Here is a 20,761-nt window from a genome sequence, read left to right on the forward strand (position 1 = left end):
TTTTTCTTTAGTCTACAATTGGTGGAGAAGGGGCTTCAATGACAGGTTTTATTGGTTTGACAGGTTTGGCTGGTTTTGGTGGCTTAGCTGGTTTTGCGGGCTTTTCAGGTCTTTCGGGGCGTTGATGTAGATTCACGCCTAAATGGTCTCTAACTTCCTTTGGAAGCATGTCTATTATGGCTTCATGATGCTTTTCCATTTCATCGGCGTGTTTATCTATAATGATTTCCTTTTTCTCCAAAATAACCTCTATTTCTCTTACAGGGATTTCAAATTCCCTTTCCATTTTTACTTCAAATGCCTTCATCTTAGATTCAAAGCCCTCCATGTTGACTTCCATTTTTTCTATCTTCTGTTCATGAACCTTTACTTTGTTTTCAAATTCCCTTTCAAGTTTGTTCACATCCGTTTCATAGGTTTTAGATCTGATGTCTAATTTAGAAAGATCGTTTTGAAAGGTGTTGGCATACTTTGCAATCATCTCCGACTCTTTTTGAATACTTTCTAAAGATTTTTGGAAACTTGGGTCGTTCTGAGGATTGAAATCTATATCGCCCATCGCTTTTTGTTGAAGCGAAGTCATTTTCTGAACCTCAACATTCATTTCCTTAGAAACGGCCTCAATATGATGACTGGCTTTCTGCATGCCTAGAAAGTGAGATTTTAAGGCCATCTTTTCTTGGGCAGTCAAAGTTTGTTCTTTACCATTAATTATAATTTTGTCAGGATTAATATGGATCTTGTATTTGTTGGTTTTAATATTAAGTTCTTGGTCACCTAAATCATAGTTGATATTTTGTTCAATATCAATGTCTCCAGAATCTTGCCTTGTTTCAGGGGTAGCAATTGAAACAAATTCTGTTTCATCGATATCTTCTTGGTTTAGAACAATATCGTTTTCTGGAATTTGCATTAATGCTATCTCGTCTTCATCATTTGACGAGTTCTGAGCTTGAACCAAACCAAAAGTACACATCGCGGTAAGCATCAAAAGCAGGGCCGTAACTTTTACTTTCTGACCCTCGGGATTAACCCCTAAAAGTCTTTGAATTCTGTTTAACATGGGCATCCTTTTTTTGCCAAAGGCCATGGCTAAGGTAGGTTGGTGAGCAGAAAGCTGTATTTGAGCCAAAGTTTTGGCTAACAATACCCGGTTGCCCGTTATTTCTGCGGCATAATCGTCACAGGCATGTTCACGATTTTCTCTTATTTGACTACTTACGATCCAATAAACTGGGTGATAAAAGAATAGATTCTCTAATAAGGTTTGAATGAGATTAATTAAAAAGTCATTTCTTTTAATATGGGCTATTTCGTGAGCTATAATCAACTCCAGTTGAGCAGTACTTAATCCGCTTATCAGAGCAGAAGGGATAAGGATTACTGGCTTGAATGAGCCAAGTACCATGGCTGTATTTACTTTGAGAGACAACAATGCTTTAAAGTCGGGTATTTTTCCTTCTATTTTTTCTAGAACATTACTCAAAGCTATTTTTGCTTTTTCTGGAAGTTCAAAAGTGCCAGAACTCTTTAGGAATTGAACATAAACCAGCCCTCCTATCTGTCTTAAGAATAGAAAGCTGAAGCCAATGACCCAGCCTACAAAAAGCCAATGTGCATTTTGTCGAATAAGTTCAAGATAAGACTGAGAGTTAGCAGTGTTTACCAGTTCCGTAAATGGAATTAAGACAGAAGGGTTGGTTGATTCTGCATAGACAGTTTCATCAGCAGAAGAAGGTCGGAGGATTAAAAAAGTAATGATGGATGCGAAGAACTGCAAGCAAAACGCCGATAAACCAGCCCATACTTTATTATAAGCAGATTTAATAAGTCTATTGGCAATTAAATAAAGGCCAACGATAAGTACTCCTTGCCAAAGGGAATGGAACATGGTCTGCCCAAATGTGCCGGCCAGTGGCGTGTTAAAGAATGATTGTAGGTTGTTCATAATGTATAGCTTTTCATAATTTGTGTTAGTTTCTTGCTCAATGCTATTTCCAGTTTATTGAAAACTTTTTCAGGATTCAAGACCTTCTATGAGCTTTTTTATTTGTGCCAATTCTTCCTTTGATGCTTTATGATTTCCTAAAGTCTGCATCACCATATTCATGGCTTGGCCACCAAATGCCGCATCCACAAATTTGTTTACTAAATGCTCTTGCATGCTTTTCTGAGAAACTACGGATTTGTAGATATGAAATCTACCTTGCTCTGTTCTGCTCAGTAATCCTTTGCCCAGCATAAGCTGCATGATTTTCAAAGTAGTAGTGTAACCCACTTCTTTGTTGATATTTAATTCATCATTAATTTCTCTTACAGAAGAAGGTCCTTTTTGCCATAATATTTGCAAAATTTCTAATTCCGAATCTGTTGGTTTTTGCATTGCTTTTTCATCTACGATTAATTTCGTAACAAATATAGTACGAACTATTTCGTAGTTCCAAGTTTTGTCTACGAAATTTTTCGTAGTTGAGGATTTTACGCTTGAGGTTAAGTGAAAGGTATTATGATTAACTTATTGAATATAAGTATATTGGTGCTGTGTTTTGCGAATTGTTAAATATACTTAACGCATTAAAATTAAGGATTGAAGATAGGCGAGGGTTACTTTGATTTTCTTTTTTGATAAGATACTTAAATCAACGAACCCATCATTTTCACCTCGTCTAATCTCCAAAATGCACCAGGGCTAATGAAGTAGCCTCTTTCTTTTGGAAGGCGAATGCCGGCAAACTTAAATGCCTCTAGGATAAACTCTGCACAGGTAAACTTATCATCATGAAAGATTTCCTTACTGCCGAGTAATGTTCTCCAGAGTATTCTAAAGTACTCCCAGTTGTCGTATTGTTTGGTGAGGTTATCTAAACAAAATTCCTTTATAATTCTTGTTTTTATCTCGTCTTGGCTCAGGTTAGTGTGTCTGGCCCAAGCTACTCTCCCGTCATAAGGCTCTTGATTGCCACCATAATCATTAAAAACATTAGAGAGGGGTACCATTCTAACGCCATTTCCAAGGATACTTTCCACCAAAAACAACCTGTTCATTTCTTCTAGCTTTATCACAATACCCACATGACTCCATGCAGATCGTGACCGACCTCTTATCAAGCTTGAAAGCCAATGGTCGCCAGAAAAAAATAGAAGATCGCCTGATTTAAATTCAGTCCTAATCTTGTTGTAATTTTGTAAATTAGTTTCGCGGTCTTTTCTGGCGAATAGCTTTTCTAACTTTCGCTTATTATATAAAGGAATTGCCATGAAACTTTTAAAGGTAATGAAGGGTTATTTTTGTACATTAGATTTAACAGCAAATTAGTTATTTTATGATAACAGTAACAGAGCAGGCAAGGAATAAAATCACGGAGCTCAAACTTAAGGAAGGTAAAAGCGAAAGCGAGGGGATAAGAGTAGCCGTAGAAGGCGGTGGATGCTCAGGTTTGATGTATGACCTGGAATTTGACGCTACTCAGAAAGATAACGATCACGTTTTTGAAGATAACGGCGTCAAGGTTTTTGTGGATAAAAAGAGTCTTTTGTACCTTATTGGTACGCAGTTAGACTTTTCTGACGGCCTAAACGGTAAAGGATTTCAATTTAAAAACCCGAATGCTTCAAGAACTTGTGGCTGCGGAGAGAGTTTCTCCGTTTAAAAAGAAATGATATAATTATGAGTACATCTAAAAAACTTAGACGAACAGTAGGAAGCGAGGCCATGTTACTTGGAATTAGCGGGGGTATGGCTAAGTTTTTCAATCTCGATGTTTCATTGATAAGAATCTTGTGGGTGGTGCTAACCTTTTTGGGGGTAGGCTCGCCTATTCTTATTTATATTATTATGGCATTTGTTGTTCCCAAAGAAGGGAATTAATAGGATTTCATTGCGAAAAGTAAAAACCTGTCAGACATCGTCCGACAGGTTTATTTTTTTATCTATTCTTCTAAAAGAAACCTAGATAAACCCTAATCTAAAAAACTTTTTAATTAATCTTAAGCGTGCATTTCAGTAGTTTGACTTAGCTGATAGGTATGCTCGGCAGGCATAACCACCCATAGAATAAGATAAATAATAACTACAGGCACTGGGGTGAAAAAGCCAATGGCTAATAACACTCTCACCAAAGTGGCGTCGATATCGAAATAATGACCTAAACCCGCAGCCACACCACCTAACATTTTTTCTGAACCTTTAATTCTAAATAGCTTTTTCATAATAATATTTTGTTTTGTATAAGTTTTCAATTTTTATCATTTTCGTCAACACTGTGGCTGACTTGATGATACAAACCTAAACTAAGACAAGGTACTTTGCAATACATAGTACATGAGTGGTTTTCTAAAATGAAGAATGGTAATTTTCGCTTGGGTTTTGGAAGGAGCTTCTTAAACGGCCTTTTAAGGCTTGTTTAAAGCTTGATTCGGCTATCTCGAAGTTCGGTTTTACGCTCCGCTTCAGATATGAGTAAGTTGAAATCTTTTTGCGTAATTACCCTGTGGAACTCTTTAGGCAATACTCGTTTCACTGGAAATTTACTGTTCAGCTGTATGCTTAGCTCATAAAAGTTTTCTAAGTCAGTGCCATCAAGGGTTTCCGTTGGCGGGCAAATCTGTAGTTTATCACTAGATTCATTTTTAGTATCTTCTATTAACCAAGGGGTCAGACAGTTCTCAATTTCAAACTCCCTTTGTAATAAAATGTTTTTGCTAGGTAGTTTGGCTTCTCTGGTCCACCAAATGTCTCTAACGACCTCCATGGCTTCTAAAGTGCCGTCAATGCCTGATACGGCATCCAATTCTGCCAATTTTTCACTTAAGAGCATACTCATAGCTTCCTCAAATGGTAGTTTACTTTGAAGGGCTTTCATTCCCAACTGAACTCCTAAAAGGTTAGAGTAAGCATCTTCCATACTAAAGGCCGAATATCTTTCTGGCACCATTGGAATATAGGAAGCACCAAAAAAAGTGGCTATTTCATGCCAAACAGAAAGGTTATAAGCTATTTTTCCTGCAAGGGCAATTTTGTCTGCTGTAGTTTCCAGTTGACCAGGATAAATTTCTAGTTTCTTTTGACCTCCTTCTCTACCGAGTTCAATAATAAAATCTTGATTATTGGCTTTAAGAATTTTTTGGTACAAATAGGCCGTCCAATCTGCTTGATCTCTTAGGTGACCAATGTCAATAAAGCCACCTTTATGAGTATAAATGATACCATTATTTTCTGTTTCGTTACCTAAGTAGGTATGAGAACCTAATTTTTCAACACTCGTAATATCAGAAATTTTTAGAAAAGGTATGCCAGTGACTTTAACATCTGAGCCAAAAGAGCAGCATGTTCTAATGATTCTTGGTGGAGGGTTATCTCCCATTTTATCGCCGATAGCGAGCGGAAGAGCGGCCTGAGCAGCGAATGATAACGAAAAAATAATACTGAAAAATAGTCTCACTTGTGTCCTTTGTTTATAGAAAGGTAGCAGTCTAACGTAAAATGTGTTCGAATATGTTCACACTAAGCAAAAAAAAACTCAAACCGTTTGGCTTGAGTTTTTGTAGGAATAATTAATCCTTAGAATAACTTTTCATTAGGAGGCGTAACACCTTTTAGTCTTAGGTAAATAGTCGTTTGACCTCTATGATGTGTAGCATGCTCAAAAACTTTCGCCATTCCCTGGGCTTTAGTCAGTTCAAAGGTATTGAAAAGCTTAACTGTTTCGCTTAGGTCTTCATCGCTCATGCCGTTTAGTGTACTTATGATGTGGTCATAACTTTTCGTTACGGCCTTGATAACGGCCTCTTTGGACTGAGAAGCTTCATTTCCTTCTAGCTTCTTATCAGCCATTGGATTTGCCACGCCAGCAATCATAGATGTTAAACCAAAGTTGGCGTCTGCCATATGCAAGAATTGATCTGCAAATGAACGAATGTCTTCGGTTGGTTTAAAAGCGTAACCATCTGCTGGCATTGCTTCCAGGTACTCTAAAGAAAAAATCTTAGCCCTTTCAAAGTCCGCTGCCATATCAGATTTCGAAGTCTTAGGGGTTTCTAAGGCCATAGCACTAGAAAATGACGCTATAAAAAGGGCGATTAGAAGGTTTAGGGGTGTCAATATTTGTTTCATCGTTTAATAAGTTTAGGTTAAAAAATTAGGTCTTTATATTAACAGTAACTTCTTTACAGAAGTTCGACCTATTTCTATACCAAGACGTTTCTTATTCAAAAAATGGGACACCTTCTGGTGCATATTTTCTCATTGCCTCCTGATTTATCTCCACGCCTATACCAGGAACATCCCTAACTTTTATGAAGCCATTCTCTACAGCTTCACCTTCAAAACTTACTATTTCTTTATACATAGGGTCTTTATGGAAATAGATTTGCCATTCCATAATCATAAAATTCGGTACAGAGGCACAAACATGTGCAGAGGCCATAGCACCTAAATAAGATGCCACCATATGAGGTGCAAATGGCACATAATAAAGATTGGCCAAGTTGGCTATTCTTTGGGCCTCGCCCAGACCACCACATTTTTGTAAATCTGGCATAATGATGTCTACCGCACCGCTCTCTAATAATGGACGGAAGCCATGAGCCAAATAATGATTTTCTCCGGCACAAATAGGGGTTGAGGTAGAAGACGTTATTTTTTTGTATGCATCGGCGTTTTCAGCAGCTATAGGTTCTTCTAACCACATTAGGTTTAACGGCTCTAGCATTTTAGCTACACGCTCTCCGGTGATAGCGTCATATTTTCCATGCATATCTGCACAGATGTCTATATTTGGGCCTACTGCAGCACGTGTGGCAGCCATTTGGTCATACATCCGTTGAAGTTCTGCAGGACTAGCCGTCCAATTAAACTTGTCGTATTTATTTGGGTCGTTGGCTTGGTCTAAGTCAAATTTTACGGCTGTAAAACCCATATCTACAGCTTCTCTAGCAGCTTCTGCAAAATCTTCTGGTTTCGGTAATCGGTTTTGATACAGTGCGGTGTCCATGTAAACGCGTACCGAATCTCTAAATTTACCTCCTAAAAGTTGATAAACGGGTAGGCCTAATGCCTTGCCTGCCAAATCCCAAAGGGCGGTTTCTACGGCCGTCAATACGGCAACATACATTCCAGACTGTGCCCCTTCAAAAAAGCCAGATTTCCTGATTGTCTCAAAAAGCTTATGCACATTTAATGGGTTTTGACCTTTAATTCTCTGGCCCATTATTTTTACTAAATGATAGGTTCCTGGTGTGGCGTCTACACCTTCACCATGACCTACTATATCTTGATTACTGTAAATCTTCACAAATAAGCTGTGCCCGCCTCTAATATAACCGCATTTGATATCCGTAATTTTCAAATCCGACGGCATGGAACTTTTTGGGGTGCGGTCAATGGCTGTTTCATATTCTCTTGCGAAGTTTAAAAGGGGGGCGGCCGTAAGTGCTGATGTGAGTGCGGCTTTGTTTAGAAATGATCTACGTTTCATTTAATGATGATTTAGGGTTGTCCTACTGGTAGGTAATTAAGTATATTTTAAAGAAAGAAATAAGCTAGAAAATGTGATGGTCATGCTCAGTTTACCAAGTTCTTTTGCTAAGTATTTCTTGAATTTGTGCTCTAGAAACAGGTAGGGCGTCGATATGCTCATTTAGCCATCCTGAGAAGTCTTTTTCTATGACGTCAGACCATCTCATGTCTATTTCACCTGGTGTATATTTTTGTTCTCTTAAACGCTGATGGCCAAACATGTCTCTTAAGCGAACCACTTCAGACACTTTAACCACCTCTTCAGCCAAGTGAGGCGGGATAAATACCACACCGCCATCTCTTCCTAAAACCACATCGCCGGGCATACAGGTGGCGTCTCCAATTCTTGTTGGATGATTTATGGCCACTAAAGTGGTATTAAGATCTTTTTCAGCGTTATTGAGATGGTGAGAAGGGTGATAGCTTCGGAAGAAAGAGGTAAAACCTCCAATGTCTTTCAAGCCCCCAATGTCTCTTATGGCCCCATCATATACGATGCCGTTTCCGCTTTTGGTAAAAATGGAGTTGCCGAGGTTGTCGCCAATGGTAGGGCCATCTTTATAAGAACCGAATTGGTCTGCCACGTAGACATCGCGTTTTTGTAAAAGGTCAATGGGCCAAGAGTTTTGGGACTGCACACGACCGTCTTTGTTATGGCCTTTATCATCTATGGCTTTTTGAATGTCTGGTCTGCCTGGCATGAAAGTGGCTGTTAAAGCTCTTCCTACCATCACAGAGTCAGGGTTTATGAGTTGCCAATTACCTTCAAACTGCTGTTTATAGTTATGATTTCGCAAAACTGCCCATGCTTCTTCTAGGGTTACCAACTTCATACGGTTCAAGATGTCATCAGAAACTTTGGGTCTACCATCGTTAAATCTTTCGCCTTTCCATTCTCTGGTGAGGAGCAGTAGGTAGTCTTTTGAGATTTGCTGGGAGTACCCAATTTTTGGGCAGAGCATAAGTGCTCCAAGGCATAATAATGCCAAATAGTTTAATTTTTTCATATAGGGTTCTTTGAATCTTTGACAATTTAAACAATTCATTAAGACTCGGACCGCTATGACCCAGGAAAGATATGGTCAAATAGACAATAATAACTTTTTTAGTAGACCCAAGCCCCTTTTTTGAGTTTTAGTGATTCTGTAGTCAGCTCTTCTTTTTACTTTAAAAAACTTCCTCATCAATCAGAGCAGACTTAAAAAGGTAAGGCTTGAGAAGGGGTGCATGCATTTCAAAAGACACAGAAATTTCTTGGTGAATATCTGTTTAAACGTTTCTTTGTTAAGATAGATGGATTCGTCTAAAAACAAATTGCAAATGCAAAATTAAGGTTAAAGTCGTCACGGGTTTTCTTTCAAGTGCGGCAATATATCTAAATAACAAAGTGCTTAAAACGCAGAAATTTTGTGTTCTTCTTTAGACACGGAATCCAGTATTTTCAGACATCAAGCAAAGTGCTATATTCTATTACATGATGCCTCATTACTACTCAATTTAGCCACCAAATGGCTGCATTAAGACAACTGGCGAAAGACACCCAGAGTAGATAAGGTATTTGAATATTTCCGGCGGTTCTATTGACTTTTCTAAAGAATACTATCATCATTAAAACAGCCATCCAAAGAATAGAAATTTCAAGGAGTGCTAAGCCTGGGTTTTCGAAGAAGAAAAACAAGAAACTCCAGATAAAGTTAAGAGCCAATTGTATGCCAAAAATAGTCAGAGCATTGGTTCTTTCTAGGCTTTTAGGACTTTGCCAGATCAGGTACAATCCAACACCCATGATGGCATATAAGGTGGTCCAAACTGGTGCGAATATCCAATTGGGAGGGTTGAAGAAAGGTTTATTAAGGGTGCTGTACCAAGACGCTATACCCGCAACCGTGGCAAATCCAGAAATGCCTCCTATTGCTAAAGGGATGGCTAAACAAAGAATAAATGATAGTATCTTTTTCATGTTGAAATTGCAATGGCATGAAGCTTAAAAGCGATGTATTTAATGCTAAATTAAATACGAGAATCGGCATAAATGGTATTCGTCGTGAGATTTAAAAAATGTGGATTTCATTTTGCTCCTAATGATTCAAAATTTGGGCTAACTTTGCAGCCGCATGAAAAAAGATATTCCTCACATAGACCTACAAGTTGGCAAAAAGCTCTATTTCGCCTCAGATTTTCATTTGGGAGCTCCAAACCATGAAGAAAGTTTGGTACGTGAAAAGCGAATAGTTTCTTGGCTTGAAAGTATCAGAACCGATGCCCAAATAATTTTCTTGGTAGGGGATCTATTCGACTTTTGGTTTGAATACAAGCGTGTGGTTCCTAAGGGGTATATTCGTTTTTTTGGTAAACTAGCCGAACTGGCAGACGAAGGAATAACCATTAAAATATTCACTGGAAATCATGACCTCTGGATGGCAGACTATTTTCAGAAGGAGATAGGAGCATCCGTTTGTTTTGAGCCTCAATCTTTTTCATGTGTTCATCATACTTTTTATGTAGGCCATGGAGACGGACTAGGCCCTGGCGATAAGGCCTATAAATTCCTTAAGGCTTCGCTTTTCAATAACCCCGTTTGTACTTTCCTATTTGGTAGGTTTATGCATCCTAATTTGGGAATGTCATTGGGTAATCTTTGGTCGTTAAATTCTTGGAAGAAAAACAGAAGTGAGGATGTAGTTTTTGAAGAAATTGACATTAACGGAGAGTTTCTTTTTCATTACATTTTGGAAATGGAGAAAAAAGGAAACCATCATGATTTCTATATTTTTGGTCATCGACATATTGCTCTGGAACACCCCGTTTCAGAAACCACTAAATATATAAACCTTGGAGATTGGATTAGGTTTAATACGTATGGTGTTTATGATGGCACTTCTTTGTCTTTGCAGACCTATCAAATCTAATGATTTTCCTGTTGAGTATTTTCTACACTTCCCAGTTGAGGTATCCGTGTTAATATTGTATCTTGTCTATTAAGTTGTTGACAGTAAGTTTGATATAGATTGTTGGAATTAGCTATACCAGTACCGGAACGAATATTTAGGTTTACGACTTTATAAATCAATATTTTAGAGAAACCTTAACACAAATAAGTATGAATAATTTTAAATGGATTGTAGTATCTATGCTACTCATAGGGGCTTTTACATCGTGCGTTAGTAAAAAGAAATATGTGGATAGTCAAACAAAATGGCAGTCCGCATCAGACAATTTAATGAAATGTAATGATGATTTGATTTCGGCAAATCAAGATATATTAAAACTAAAAGGTGATTTATCTTCTGCTCACATGGAAATGTCAAATACTGCTAAGTTTAGAGAAGAGCAGCTTAAAGATTTAAGAGGCCAAATTACCGATTTACAAAAAAATAGAGACCAGCAGGTAACGCAAGTGGAGGGTCTTACAGTACTTTCAAAAGCGGCGAGTGATAACGTCGATAAAACACTTACTCAGCTGGGTCAAAAGGATAAATATATTAACTTATTGCACGCAGCTAGAAACAAAGTGGACTCTATAAATTTGGCTTTAGCTGTTAACCTAAAAAGTAGTTTAGGAATGGACCTTAACGATACCGACGTGGATATTAAGGTAGATAAAACGGTGGTCATGATTAACCTTTCTGACGCCATGATGTACAGTACAGGTAGTTATAAATTAACACCAAGAGCTAAAGAAGTTTTAGGGAAAATATCTAAAATTATTAAGTCTAGACCTGAGTTAGAAGTGATGGTAGAAGGTTATACAGATAATCAGCCTATATCTGGAGCAATAGAAGATAATTGGGAGTTAAGTGTGAAAAGATCGACTGCTGTAATTAGAGTTTTACAAGGAATGTATGGTGTGAATCCTGACAGATTAATAGCTGCTGGTAGAGGAGAATATAATACACTGGTACCTAATAACACAGCAGAAAACATGGCCAAAAACAGAAGAACAAGAATAATTTTGATGCCAAAATTGGATCAGTTTTATGATTTATTGAACCCTGACTTGGCGGGTAAATAAACTTATTTAACCGTAAAAACCGCCTTGTGAGTAATCATAAGGCGGTTTTTTTATGCTCAGGTGTCGGGAGGGTATGAATGCCTAAATTTTATACGTCATTTAACCCACTTTATGCATTAGGCAATCTCCAGATTTTATCGGGACCGGAGCTAAATTGCTTTAAATCAGTACGTAAAACCATTTAAACTCAATCACCATAGCAGTGCTATGCTAATTTCCCTTAATTGTCTGATTTATTGTATTTTAAAACTCATTACGATTCCCCAACGCATAATACGGGTTTAAATAATATTTTAAACTCAAAAATATTGTTGAGATTTGCTCCGCAATATTGACTCTGGTTTAGAGTTAGTAATGATGCTTAAACCAACAATTACCTAAAACATGATGCAAATCAATACACTCTTACTGGAGGATGATAAAACGCTTGTAAAAGAAGTAAAAAGCTTTTTGAACTCCAGAGATATTAAGTGTGATGTGGTTTTTGATGGAGAGACACTCTTCAGGCAAATTCGCCAAAGTTCTTATGATGTTCTTTTGTTAGACATCAATGTGCCATTATTGAATGGCTTGGAGGTTTGCCAAAGGCTTCGCAAAGAGGGAATAACCACACCCGTAATTATGCTGACTGCTTATGGGGATATTCAGGATAAAAAGGATGCTTTTAATTTTGGGGCAGATGATTATCTGGTCAAGCCTTTCCATTTTGAAGAGTTATTGCTTCGCATCAATTCTATTCTTAGAAGAGGAAACACTGAAAAAGTTCACGCAGAAGTGCTCTCTGTGGGTGATTTGGAAATAAACCAAACCGACATGGTGGTGAAAAGGGCTAACACGGTTATTGAACTGACAAAGAAAGAATATCAGCTATTGGTGTTTTTGACCAAGGCAAAAGGTAGGGTGGTCTCTAAACAAACCATTGCAGAACAAATTTGGGATATTCATTTTGAAACCAGCCTTAACACCATTGAGGTTTATATTAACTTTCTCAGGAATAAAATTGACAAGGGTTTTGGTCAAAAACTTATACATACCAAACCAGGTTTTGGGTATTACCTTACGGCAGAAGAGTCATGACATTAAGAAGAAGAATATCCGTAGGTGTGTCTTCTGTTTTTTCGGCATTTTTGGCTTTGGCATGTATTTTAATTTATAGCACATCGGCTCAGTATCGCAAAACAGAATTTGTTAATAGACTACAAAATAAGGCTATAACAACGGCGAAATTACTTTTGGAAGTCAAAGAAGTGGATAAGCAGCTCTTAAAACGCATTGATCAAAACACCATTTATAAGCTTTTTGACGAAAAGACCATTGTTTTTGACGACAGTTCTAACCTCATCTATAGTAGCCTTGATGATGCAGAAATCCATTGGAACCAAAATGACTTAGAGCTTTTAAAAGAGAAAGGCTTTTTTTACAGAAATGAGAAAGAGAAGGAAGTGGTGGGTATGTATTACGATTTTGAGCAGCGAGATTACTTTGTGATTACTTCTGCCAGCGATAAATATGGCCGAAGGAAATTGTCTTATCTGCTTTATATTCTGCTTTTTACATTTTTTGTAGGGAGCGTTTTAGTTTGGATATCTACACTTTTTCTTATTAAAAAATTACTGCTGCCGCTGGAGAATTTCAAATCTCAGATTGTGGATATCTCTGCCAATAAACTAAACCATCGTATCACAGGAAACAATAGAAACGACGAAATAGAAACACTGGCAAATTCATTTAATAGCATGATAGAACGGATAGATGGGGCTTTTGAGTCGCAGAAGGAGTTTACGGCCAATGCTTCACATGAACTTAAAACACCGTTGACCAGAATAGCTTTTCAGTTGGAAGGTATGATGCAGAATTATACACATCCTCCAGAGGTTTTGGAATATTTGAAGAATATAAAAAACGACGTACATCAAATGTCAGATTTGATCAATACGCTGCTTTTACTATCTCGTCTTGAAAAACAAGAAAAGGGTAAAGATTTCGAAAAAGTACGTGTGGATGAATTGATTTTTGCAGCTTACGAAGAAATGAAAAAGCTGGATCCAGAGTATGATATGAAATTTGAGATAGTAGAATCCCTTGGCGGTGAGTATCAAATGGAAATTATGGGCATAAAGCCCTTGCTGCAGATAGCGGTCAGTAACCTCATTAAAAATGCTTTTCTATACGCGTCCGACAACGCCATTCAGGTCAAAATCATTTCGGAGCCTAAAACTGGAATTCAAGTTTTGATAGAAAACGACGGTCAAACCATTTCAGAATTTGAACAAACACGACTTTTTAGTTCCTTCATGAGGGGCAGCAATGCCACCAAAATAAACGGTTATGGTTTAGGCCTTAGAATTACTAAGCGTATTCTTCAGTTTCATTCGGCAGAATTGTCTTATGAAGCACCCTCGGCTTTTTTGAATCGTTTTAGAATTGGCTTTAAAATTTAAGTTTCTTTTAAGCCTCACTTAAGTTTTAATAAAGAATTTGCTGATTATTTTGTTTCGTCAAATAGAACGCAGAATAATTAGAATCTGACCTCTATTTTGATTTTCAAAAACAATTAAAATCAAAAAAAACGAGAATGAAAAGCTTAAAATGGATATTGGTTTCGCTCTTATTTGCCGGAACTTTTGTTTCATGCGTTAGTAAAAAGAAATTTACAACGATGCAGTCCAAATACAAGACGGCGGATGCAAGTTTGATGAAATGCAGCGACGAGCTGTTGGTCGCCAAACAAGACAATCAAAAACTAAGAAGTGATTTGGATGCCAGCAACATGTCTTCTTCCAATACTTCAAAACTAAGAGAGGACCAATTAAAGGATTTAAGAAGTCAGATAGCCGACTTACAAAAAAACAGAGACCAGCAAGTTATGCAGGTAGAAGGTCTTACGGTGCTTTCAAAAACAGCTAGCGATAACGTAGACAAGACGCTCACTCAGATGAGCCAAAAAGACAAATACATTAATTTACTACAGTCGGCTAGAACTAAAGTAGATTCTATCAACTTGGCACTGGCGGTTAACCTAAAGAGTAGTTTAGGAATGGACCTTAACGATAAGGATGTAGACATTAAAGTGGACAAAACAGTGGTTATGATTAACCTTTCTGATGCCATGATGTACAGTTCTGGAAGTTATAAACTTACGCCAAGAGCCAAGGAGGTTTTAGGTAAAATAGCTAAGATTATTAAATCTAGACCAGAGCTAGAAGTAATGGTAGAAGGTTATACTGATAATAAACCTATTTCTGGAGCTATAGAAGATAACTGGGAGCTTAGTGTAAAAAGGTCTACTTCTGTCATAAGAGTTTTACAAGATACCTATGGTATAAACCCTGATAGGTTAATTGCCGCTGGAAGAGGAGAATTTAACACTTTGGTGCCTAATAATTCTTCAGAAAACATGGCTAAAAACAGAAGAACCAGAATAATTTTGATGCCTAAATTAGATCAGTTTTATGATTTATTAAATCCTGATTTGGCTAAGTAGTTTGTTTTAAGGTGCTTTCACGAATGTAGATCACTTCTCGAGCTTTTGCTTGGGGAGTGATTTTTTTTAGTGGTCTTCTATCTCATTTTTGGCTGCGAATATCCTTTTATCACGGTAACCCGTTCTATGCATTAGGCAATCTCCCGATTTTATCGGGACCGTAGCTAAATTGCTTCCCATCGGCAAGCTCAGGGTAACACAAATTAGTACGTAAACCCATTTAAAATCAATCACTTAGATCAAGGTAAACGCTATGCTAATTTCCTTTAATTGTCTGGTTTATTACTTTAAAACTCATAAAGGTTCCGCAACGCATGATCCGGGTTAAAAGCTGTAATGCCCAAGGAAAGAATAATAATGTAATGGATGTAGTCTGTTATCCATGGAAAATGAACTCTTAAATAATGACCTCTTTCAACCAATACGACCACCCGTATGGCTGCATCCAAAATATGATAAGCCCAATGTAAACTACTTCTCGGGCTTTTGCTTGGGGAGTAATTTCTTTAGAGTTCTTCTATCTCATTTTTGGCAGAGAAATATCCTTTTATCACGGTAAAAGATGTAACAGCCAAGAAAATAATGATAATGTAATGGACGTAGTCTATAATCCATGGAAAATGAACTCCAAAATAATGACCGCCACCAACCAATACCACCGCCCATATGGCTGCTCCCAAAATATTATAAGCCCAAAACGGTATGGTTCTCATCTTAACCAAGCCCGCCATAATAGGAGCAAAGGTTCTAACAATAGGTAAAAAGCGGGCTATAATAAGGGTTCTGCTGCCGTATTTCTCAAAATACTTTTTCGTTTTTTTGATATGCTTTTTCTTAAAGAAAAGGTTTTCTTTTTTAGCTTCTAGGGCTTCGCCAAAGTAATAGCCGGAGATGTACCCCGTAAAGGAACCCAACACGGCAGCTAAAAAAACGCATAATATTAATAAGAAAATATTAACCTTAAGAATGGCTAATCCGCAGAATACACCAGAAAGGAAAAGCAGGTAGTCGCCAGGCAGAAAGAATCCAAAAAATAAGCCATTTTCGATGTACACAATCAGCACTATCGCTATCAAACCACCCGTCTGAATGATTTCTTCAGAGTTAGTTAAATATTGAAAGAATTCTGTGATTTGTTCCATTGTGCTCTGCTTAGGGCGTAAAAATAAAGCTTATAGGGTTAAATGAAAATGCTTTCTGTCATAATAAGATTTTTTTTAGGAATGCTCTTAACCTTCTATTTCCGACAGTTCTAGCCATCTTAACTCTTTTTCCTCCAAATTAGTTTTTATTTCCGCTAATTCTTGTCCTAAAGCAGTTAGTTTTTCAAAATCACTTTCACCACCATTCATTAATTCAATAACCGTTTCTTTTCTTTTTTCTAGCTGTCTCATCGCCTTTTCTAGATCTTCAAACTCTTTTTTTTCTTTGAAGCTCATTTTCCTTTTGTCAGCAGCTATTACTTTCGGAGGTTCTACGTACTCTTCTTTAGGTTTTTCTTTTTTTTCAGCAAGAGCAGCTTTTTCTTCTTCGTCTTTCCAAAGCCTATATTCTGTATAGTTTCCAGGGAAGTCTTTGATGTAACCTTCGCCTTCAAAGGCAAATACATGGTCAATAATCTTATCCATAAAGTATCTATCGTGAGATACCACTAATAGGCAACCGCCAAAGCTCTCTAAGAACTCTTCTAAAACATTTAAAGTGTCAATGTCCAAGTCGTTAGTAGGCTCATCCAAAATCAAGAAGTTGGGGCTTTGAACCAATACTTTCATCAGTTGCAAACGTCTTTTCTCTCCTCCAGAAAGTTTATAGATGGGGTTGTACTGTACTTTTGGCGGAAACAAAAACATCGTCAAAAAGGCTGATATAGACAACTCTCTGCCATCACCTAACTTCACAAACTCCGCATATTCTCTAATGGCGTCTATTACTTTTTGGTCTTCACTGAAATCCAATCCCCCCTGTGAATAATAACCTATTTTTATAGTTTCACCTTTTACCACAGAGCCGCTGTCTGGTTTGGTAATGCCCATGATAATATCCAGCATGGTGGTTTTCCCCATACCATTTTTACCTACAATGCCAATCTTATCTCCACGTTTAAAGGTGTAGCTAAAATGGTCTATAAAGGTAGTGTCGTTATAGGCTTTGGTGATGTCCTGAATCTCCAATATTTTCTTGCCCATTCTTTCGGTACGGACATTCAGCTCTACTTTATCATCTTTCTTAAATCCTGCCGCCGTCTTCTCTTTCAAATCATGAAAAGCATCTATTCTATATTGTGCTTTGGTGGTTCTAGCCTTAGGCTGTCTACGCATCCATTCCAGCTCCTTCTTAAGCAGTTGTTGGTTTTTCTCGTGTACCACGGCATCATTGGCTTCACGAGCGGCTTTCTTCTCCAAGAAATACGCATAATTTCCGGTGAATTTATGAATCTGGTTATTAGCCAACTCCATAATACGGTTAGAAACTTTATCTAAGAAATATCTATCGTGAGTAACGAGAAATAAGGTGGTGTTAGAAGTAGAAAGGAAACCCTCTAACCACTCAATGGTTTGTAAGTCAAGGTGGTTGGTAGGCTCATCCAGAATTAAGAAATCAGGATTATCTATCAAAACTTTGGCTAAAGCCACACGTTTTTTCTGTCCACCAGAAAGCTGAGAAATCAACTTGGTGAAATCATGAATACCTAGTTTCCCTAAAATCTGCTTTACTTTAGCTTCGTAATCCCAAGCTTGAAGAGCATCTAATGTTTCTATGGCAGAAGACATCAAATCAATGTCGTTGGTTTCCATAGAAATCTCATAATTTCTAATGGCCGTTGTAATCTCATTTTCAGCATTAAAAATGGTTTCCATGACCGTAAGTTCATCTATAAGTTCTGGCTCCTGCGGTAAGTAACCCACGCGGATGTCGTTTCTTAAAGAAATTTCACCACCGTCTGTCTCGGTAATTCCAGCCACCATATTTAGTAATGTCGTCTTTCCAGAGCCATTAGAGCCAATTAAAGCTACTTTTTCTCCTTGAAGTATGCCAAAGGTCAAACCTTTAAAAAGCCAATGTTCACCTAGGTCTCTGCCTATATTTTCTGCCGATAAATAATTCATGCCGCAAATTTAGCTTAGCTATTATTATTCCTTGCCTGTTGGTGGGTATTTAATATGTGAGGGCTTAGAATGAGCTTAAATGAAGAGGAGGTTTATTGGCATACCAACTGTATATTGTGTTTGAAAGTAATGAATATCAAAACTAGTGGCAATTATAATTTTAAAGCGGTTTGCTTTATAGATTTGTTCAGTTTGTAGCTTAACGAAAAACTCACATTATTTAGACTAATGAATGGTATTGGGTAATGAGAGTCGAACTCGAAAACTGGTCGTTTCTTAAGGTATTCCGGTGTTTTATTATCATCGGTGAAAAGTAAACCATATCGAAGGGTAATATTTGCAAAATCAGACCTTAGATTTAATAAAAGATTCTCTTTAATTCTATAGGCTATAGAACATGCGACTGAATTTTTCGAAAATAAGGTTTTTCTTATTCTTTCATAATGGTATTTCTGAGTTAGGGGGTTAATGCTTTCAAAATAAAAGCCATTGAAGTGGCATAGGAAACCTTGAACTCAATTTTATCATATTTTTTCTTGAATAATTTCGTGTAGTATCTATGGTTTAATTCAAACCCAGCCCGTCTTACTTCAGCATCCACAGTCTGGCTGAAATCCTCAACACCTTTAAAATAATTAATTTGTTTGAGTTCAAGCTCTCTATAGTTTCCTTTTTTTGTTTCTTGAATAATTGAGGGTGTAAAAAGAACATAAGGAGCGTTCTTTCTTAGAGGAAAAGAGTTTTTTAATAACCCATCACTATAGGAATAATTATAGTCGTAATACTTATCATTAAATAGGGCGAAATTTGCTGTGTAATATATTTTATTTTGCCCTTGTACCGCCGCCAGAAAGAAAAGCATGAAGATGGTTGTGTGAACCAATTTCTGCATAAGTCATTTCAATTTAATTAGTGCTAAATTAGCTATTCCTTCTTAGTAGTTCTTAAAACTACTTATGAATCAACTTCAATATTATTAATATCCAGTTAGTGGGTATTTAATGTCCAAAAGTGCTTTGAAAGGTGGCTTTTAACTTGTGCGGCGAATAATCAACCTATTCGCCGCATATTTTGCGGTGAATAGGATTGTATTGCGGCGAATAATGTATATATTCGCCGCATATAATGCGGTGAATGAAAGTTTATATCTATCAAAAAGAGGCTTGGCCTAAGTTTACGTGGGACAGCGAAGAGTTATTTTCGTTGGTAGCGGAAGTACGCCATTCTCAAGGGAAACTTGTGGGTAAGATGGAGTCATTGGGCTATGATTTAAGAAACGAAGCTACTTTGGAGACTTTGACTATGGATGTGCTGAAGTCAACCGAAATAGAAGGAGAAATTCTAAATAGAGAGCAGGTTCGCTCTTCTGTAGCACGTAGGTTGGGGCTTGATATTTCAGGTTTAATACCCTCAGATAGAGATGTGGAGGGTGTAGTAGAGATGATGCTAGACGCTACCTTAAATTATGATTTGACTTTAAATAAAGAACGTTTGTTTGATTGGCAAGCTTCGCTTTTTCCTACCGGAAGAAGTGGCTTGTACAAAATTAAGGTAGGAGGGTGGAGAGACGATTCTACAGGACCCATGCAGGTAGTTTCTGGAGCCTTGGGAAAAGAGAAGGTGCATTATCAAGCCCCCGATGCTACTGTGATAGAATCAGAGATGAAACTTTTTTTAGATTGGTTAAGTACAAACCATAATGAAGATAGCGTCATAAAAGCGGGTATTGCTCATTTATGGTTTTTAACTATTCACCCCTTTGAAGATGGAAATGGAAGAATAGCCAGAGCAATAACCGATATGTTATTGGCTAAATCTGACGGTATGCCACAGCGTTTTTATAGCATGTCTTCTCAAATCAATAAAGAACGAAAGGGCTATTATGAGGTTTTGGAGAGAACTCAAAAAGGAACAATGGATATCACAAAATGGCTAGCGTGGTTTTTAAATTGTTTAAAGGAGGCATTAAGCTCTTCGGAGATTGTGCTAGAGAAAGTTATTCAGAAACATGAGTTTTGGAATAAGAACGCTTCAAGGCTCCAGAACGACAGACAAAAGCTCCTACTGAATAAGCTTTTAGATGGTTTTGAAGGCAAATTAAACTCTTCAAAATGGGCTAAAATAGCAAAATGCTCATCTGATACGGCCTTGAGAGATATACAAGATTTAATAAATAAAGATATCTTAAAGAAAAGTGAAAGTGGCGGCCGAAGTACTAGTTATGAGCTGGTTTAAATGAAATTATTAGGCTTTCCAAATATTAGACACCTAATAAATAGCTGTTCTTTACATATTTTTTTAGCCTAATTTTCGAAGGATAAAGGTTGGTCTGTAACTTTCGTTTGCTAAAGCAAATCCTTGTTGGTTATTATTAGCTATTTAATGTCATCAGAGTAGCTGGTTTAATAGGGCTAATATGTTAATTTGAATTCAAATTCACTTCCGAGCTAAGAATTAAAAGCAAAAAAAACAAAATATGAAACATCGCTTTTTTTATCAGCCATTTTAACCAGGATAAAGAAATTGCTGACATTTTTTCAAGTACTTTAAACCGAATTACACTTAAGCAAATAGTTCCTTGATATTCTTCGGACAATAAGGGTAATAATGGCCTTATCCCTGGCGATATTTGGTTTAATAAA

The 20,761-nt window shown here is 37.2% G+C and carries 20 protein-coding genes; 8 read left to right on the forward strand and 12 right to left on the reverse strand.

Annotation, left to right across the window (positions count from 1 at the left end; genetic code table 11):
- Nucleotides 1-7: 7 nt before the first annotated feature.
- The 3 genes from ACSBFT_RS22545 to ACSBFT_RS22555 all read right to left on the reverse strand — a co-directional run bounded on the left by ACSBFT_RS22545 (nt 8) and on the right by ACSBFT_RS22555 (nt 3,258).
- Complete coding sequence (locus ACSBFT_RS22545) at nt 8-1,948, reverse strand: M56 family metallopeptidase (RefSeq protein ID WP_489602535.1); 1,941 nt, start codon at nt 1,946-1,948, stop codon at nt 8-10.
- 69 nt (nt 1,949-2,017) lie between these two features.
- On the reverse strand, nt 2,018-2,383 hold the full coding sequence (locus ACSBFT_RS22550; RefSeq protein ID WP_463048037.1) for a BlaI/MecI/CopY family transcriptional regulator: 366 nt from the start codon (nt 2,381-2,383) through the stop codon (nt 2,018-2,020).
- Between the two features lie 251 nt (nt 2,384-2,634).
- On the reverse strand, nt 2,635-3,258 hold the full coding sequence (locus tag ACSBFT_RS22555) for a YiiX/YebB-like N1pC/P60 family cysteine hydrolase (protein ID WP_463048038.1): 624 nt from the start codon (nt 3,256-3,258) through the stop codon (nt 2,635-2,637).
- Nucleotides 3,259-3,323: 65 nt separating this feature from the next.
- Here ACSBFT_RS22555 and ACSBFT_RS22560 point away from each other — a divergent pair, with 65 nt between their 5' ends.
- Nucleotides 3,324-3,650, forward strand: a complete 327-nt coding sequence (locus ACSBFT_RS22560) for a HesB/IscA family protein (protein WP_463048039.1) — start codon at nt 3,324-3,326, stop codon at nt 3,648-3,650.
- Nucleotides 3,651-3,667: 17 nt separating this feature from the next.
- A complete protein-coding gene (locus tag ACSBFT_RS22565; protein WP_463048040.1) occupies nt 3,668-3,868 on the forward strand; it encodes a PspC domain-containing protein in 201 nt (66 codons plus the stop codon).
- A gap of 119 nt (nt 3,869-3,987) precedes the next feature.
- On the opposite strand, the gene ACSBFT_RS22570 is transcribed toward ACSBFT_RS22565, so the two are convergent.
- The 6 genes from ACSBFT_RS22570 to ACSBFT_RS22595 form a co-directional block, all read right to left on the reverse strand.
- Nucleotides 3,988-4,209, reverse strand: coding sequence for a PspC domain-containing protein (locus ACSBFT_RS22570; protein WP_463048041.1), 222 nt, complete (start codon nt 4,207-4,209; stop codon nt 3,988-3,990).
- Between the two features lie 194 nt (nt 4,210-4,403).
- Nucleotides 4,404-5,441 (reverse strand): DUF4056 domain-containing protein, encoded by a 1,038-nt coding sequence (locus ACSBFT_RS22575; RefSeq protein WP_463048042.1) that lies wholly within the window; start codon nt 5,439-5,441, stop codon nt 4,404-4,406.
- Nucleotides 5,442-5,560: 119 nt separating this feature from the next.
- Nucleotides 5,561-6,112, reverse strand: coding sequence for a DinB family protein (locus ACSBFT_RS22580; protein WP_489602536.1), 552 nt, complete (start codon nt 6,110-6,112; stop codon nt 5,561-5,563).
- Between the two features lie 91 nt (nt 6,113-6,203).
- Nucleotides 6,204-7,475 carry a mandelate racemase/muconate lactonizing enzyme family protein gene (locus tag ACSBFT_RS22585; RefSeq protein WP_463048044.1) on the reverse strand — a complete coding sequence of 424 codons (1,272 nt, stop codon included), beginning with the start codon at nt 7,473-7,475 and terminating at the stop codon, nt 6,204-6,206.
- A gap of 91 nt (nt 7,476-7,566) precedes the next feature.
- Entirely contained in the window at nt 7,567-8,523 is a 957-nt protein-coding gene (locus tag ACSBFT_RS22590; RefSeq protein ID WP_489602537.1) for an RraA family protein, read from the reverse strand.
- A 485-nt stretch (nt 8,524-9,008) separates the two neighbouring features.
- On the reverse strand, nt 9,009-9,476 hold the full coding sequence (locus tag ACSBFT_RS22595) for a TspO/MBR family protein (RefSeq protein ID WP_489602538.1): 468 nt from the start codon (nt 9,474-9,476) through the stop codon (nt 9,009-9,011).
- 154 nt (nt 9,477-9,630) lie between these two features.
- On the opposite strand from ACSBFT_RS22595, the gene ACSBFT_RS22600 reads away from it, so the two are divergent.
- From ACSBFT_RS22600 to ACSBFT_RS22620, 5 genes are all read left to right on the forward strand, one after another.
- On the forward strand, nt 9,631-10,425 hold the full coding sequence (locus ACSBFT_RS22600; protein WP_489602539.1) for a UDP-2,3-diacylglucosamine diphosphatase: 795 nt from the start codon (nt 9,631-9,633) through the stop codon (nt 10,423-10,425).
- Nucleotides 10,426-10,616: 191 nt separating this feature from the next.
- Nucleotides 10,617-11,528 carry an OmpA/MotB family protein gene (locus tag ACSBFT_RS22605; protein ID WP_463048048.1) on the forward strand — a complete coding sequence of 304 codons (912 nt, stop codon included), beginning with the start codon at nt 10,617-10,619 and terminating at the stop codon, nt 11,526-11,528.
- Between the two features lie 384 nt (nt 11,529-11,912).
- The gene (locus tag ACSBFT_RS22610; RefSeq protein ID WP_489602540.1) at nt 11,913-12,605 is read left to right on the forward strand and encodes a response regulator transcription factor; all 693 of its coding nucleotides are present in this window, start codon (nt 11,913-11,915) and stop codon (nt 12,603-12,605) included.
- Nucleotides 12,602-13,969 carry a sensor histidine kinase gene (locus ACSBFT_RS22615; protein ID WP_489602541.1) on the forward strand — a complete coding sequence of 456 codons (1,368 nt, stop codon included), beginning with the start codon at nt 12,602-12,604 and terminating at the stop codon, nt 13,967-13,969. The genes ACSBFT_RS22610 and ACSBFT_RS22615 overlap by 4 nt, the downstream gene beginning before the upstream one ends.
- A 134-nt stretch (nt 13,970-14,103) precedes the next feature.
- Nucleotides 14,104-15,012: an OmpA/MotB family protein gene (locus ACSBFT_RS22620; RefSeq protein ID WP_489602542.1), complete on the forward strand. Its 909-nt coding sequence runs from the start codon at nt 14,104-14,106 to the stop codon at nt 15,010-15,012.
- 506 nt (nt 15,013-15,518) lie between these two features.
- Here the strand turns inward: ACSBFT_RS22620 and ACSBFT_RS22625 are convergent.
- The 3 genes from ACSBFT_RS22625 to ACSBFT_RS22635 form a co-directional block, all read right to left on the reverse strand.
- A complete protein-coding gene (locus tag ACSBFT_RS22625; RefSeq protein WP_489602543.1) occupies nt 15,519-16,154 on the reverse strand; it encodes a DedA family protein in 636 nt (211 codons plus the stop codon).
- An 87-nt stretch (nt 16,155-16,241) separates the two neighbouring features.
- A complete protein-coding gene (locus tag ACSBFT_RS22630; protein ID WP_489602544.1) occupies nt 16,242-18,119 on the reverse strand; it encodes an ABC-F family ATP-binding cassette domain-containing protein in 1,878 nt (625 codons plus the stop codon).
- Between the two features lie 457 nt (nt 18,120-18,576).
- Entirely contained in the window at nt 18,577-19,011 is a 435-nt protein-coding gene (locus ACSBFT_RS22635; RefSeq protein WP_489602545.1) for a hypothetical protein, read from the reverse strand.
- Nucleotides 19,012-19,253: 242 nt separating this feature from the next.
- On the opposite strand from ACSBFT_RS22635, the gene ACSBFT_RS22640 reads away from it, so the two are divergent.
- The gene (locus ACSBFT_RS22640) at nt 19,254-20,354 is read left to right on the forward strand and encodes a Fic family protein (protein WP_489602546.1); all 1,101 of its coding nucleotides are present in this window, start codon (nt 19,254-19,256) and stop codon (nt 20,352-20,354) included.
- Nucleotides 20,355-20,761 lie beyond the last annotated feature (407 nt).

This window comes from Arcticibacterium sp. SM2516, assembly GCF_057914865.1.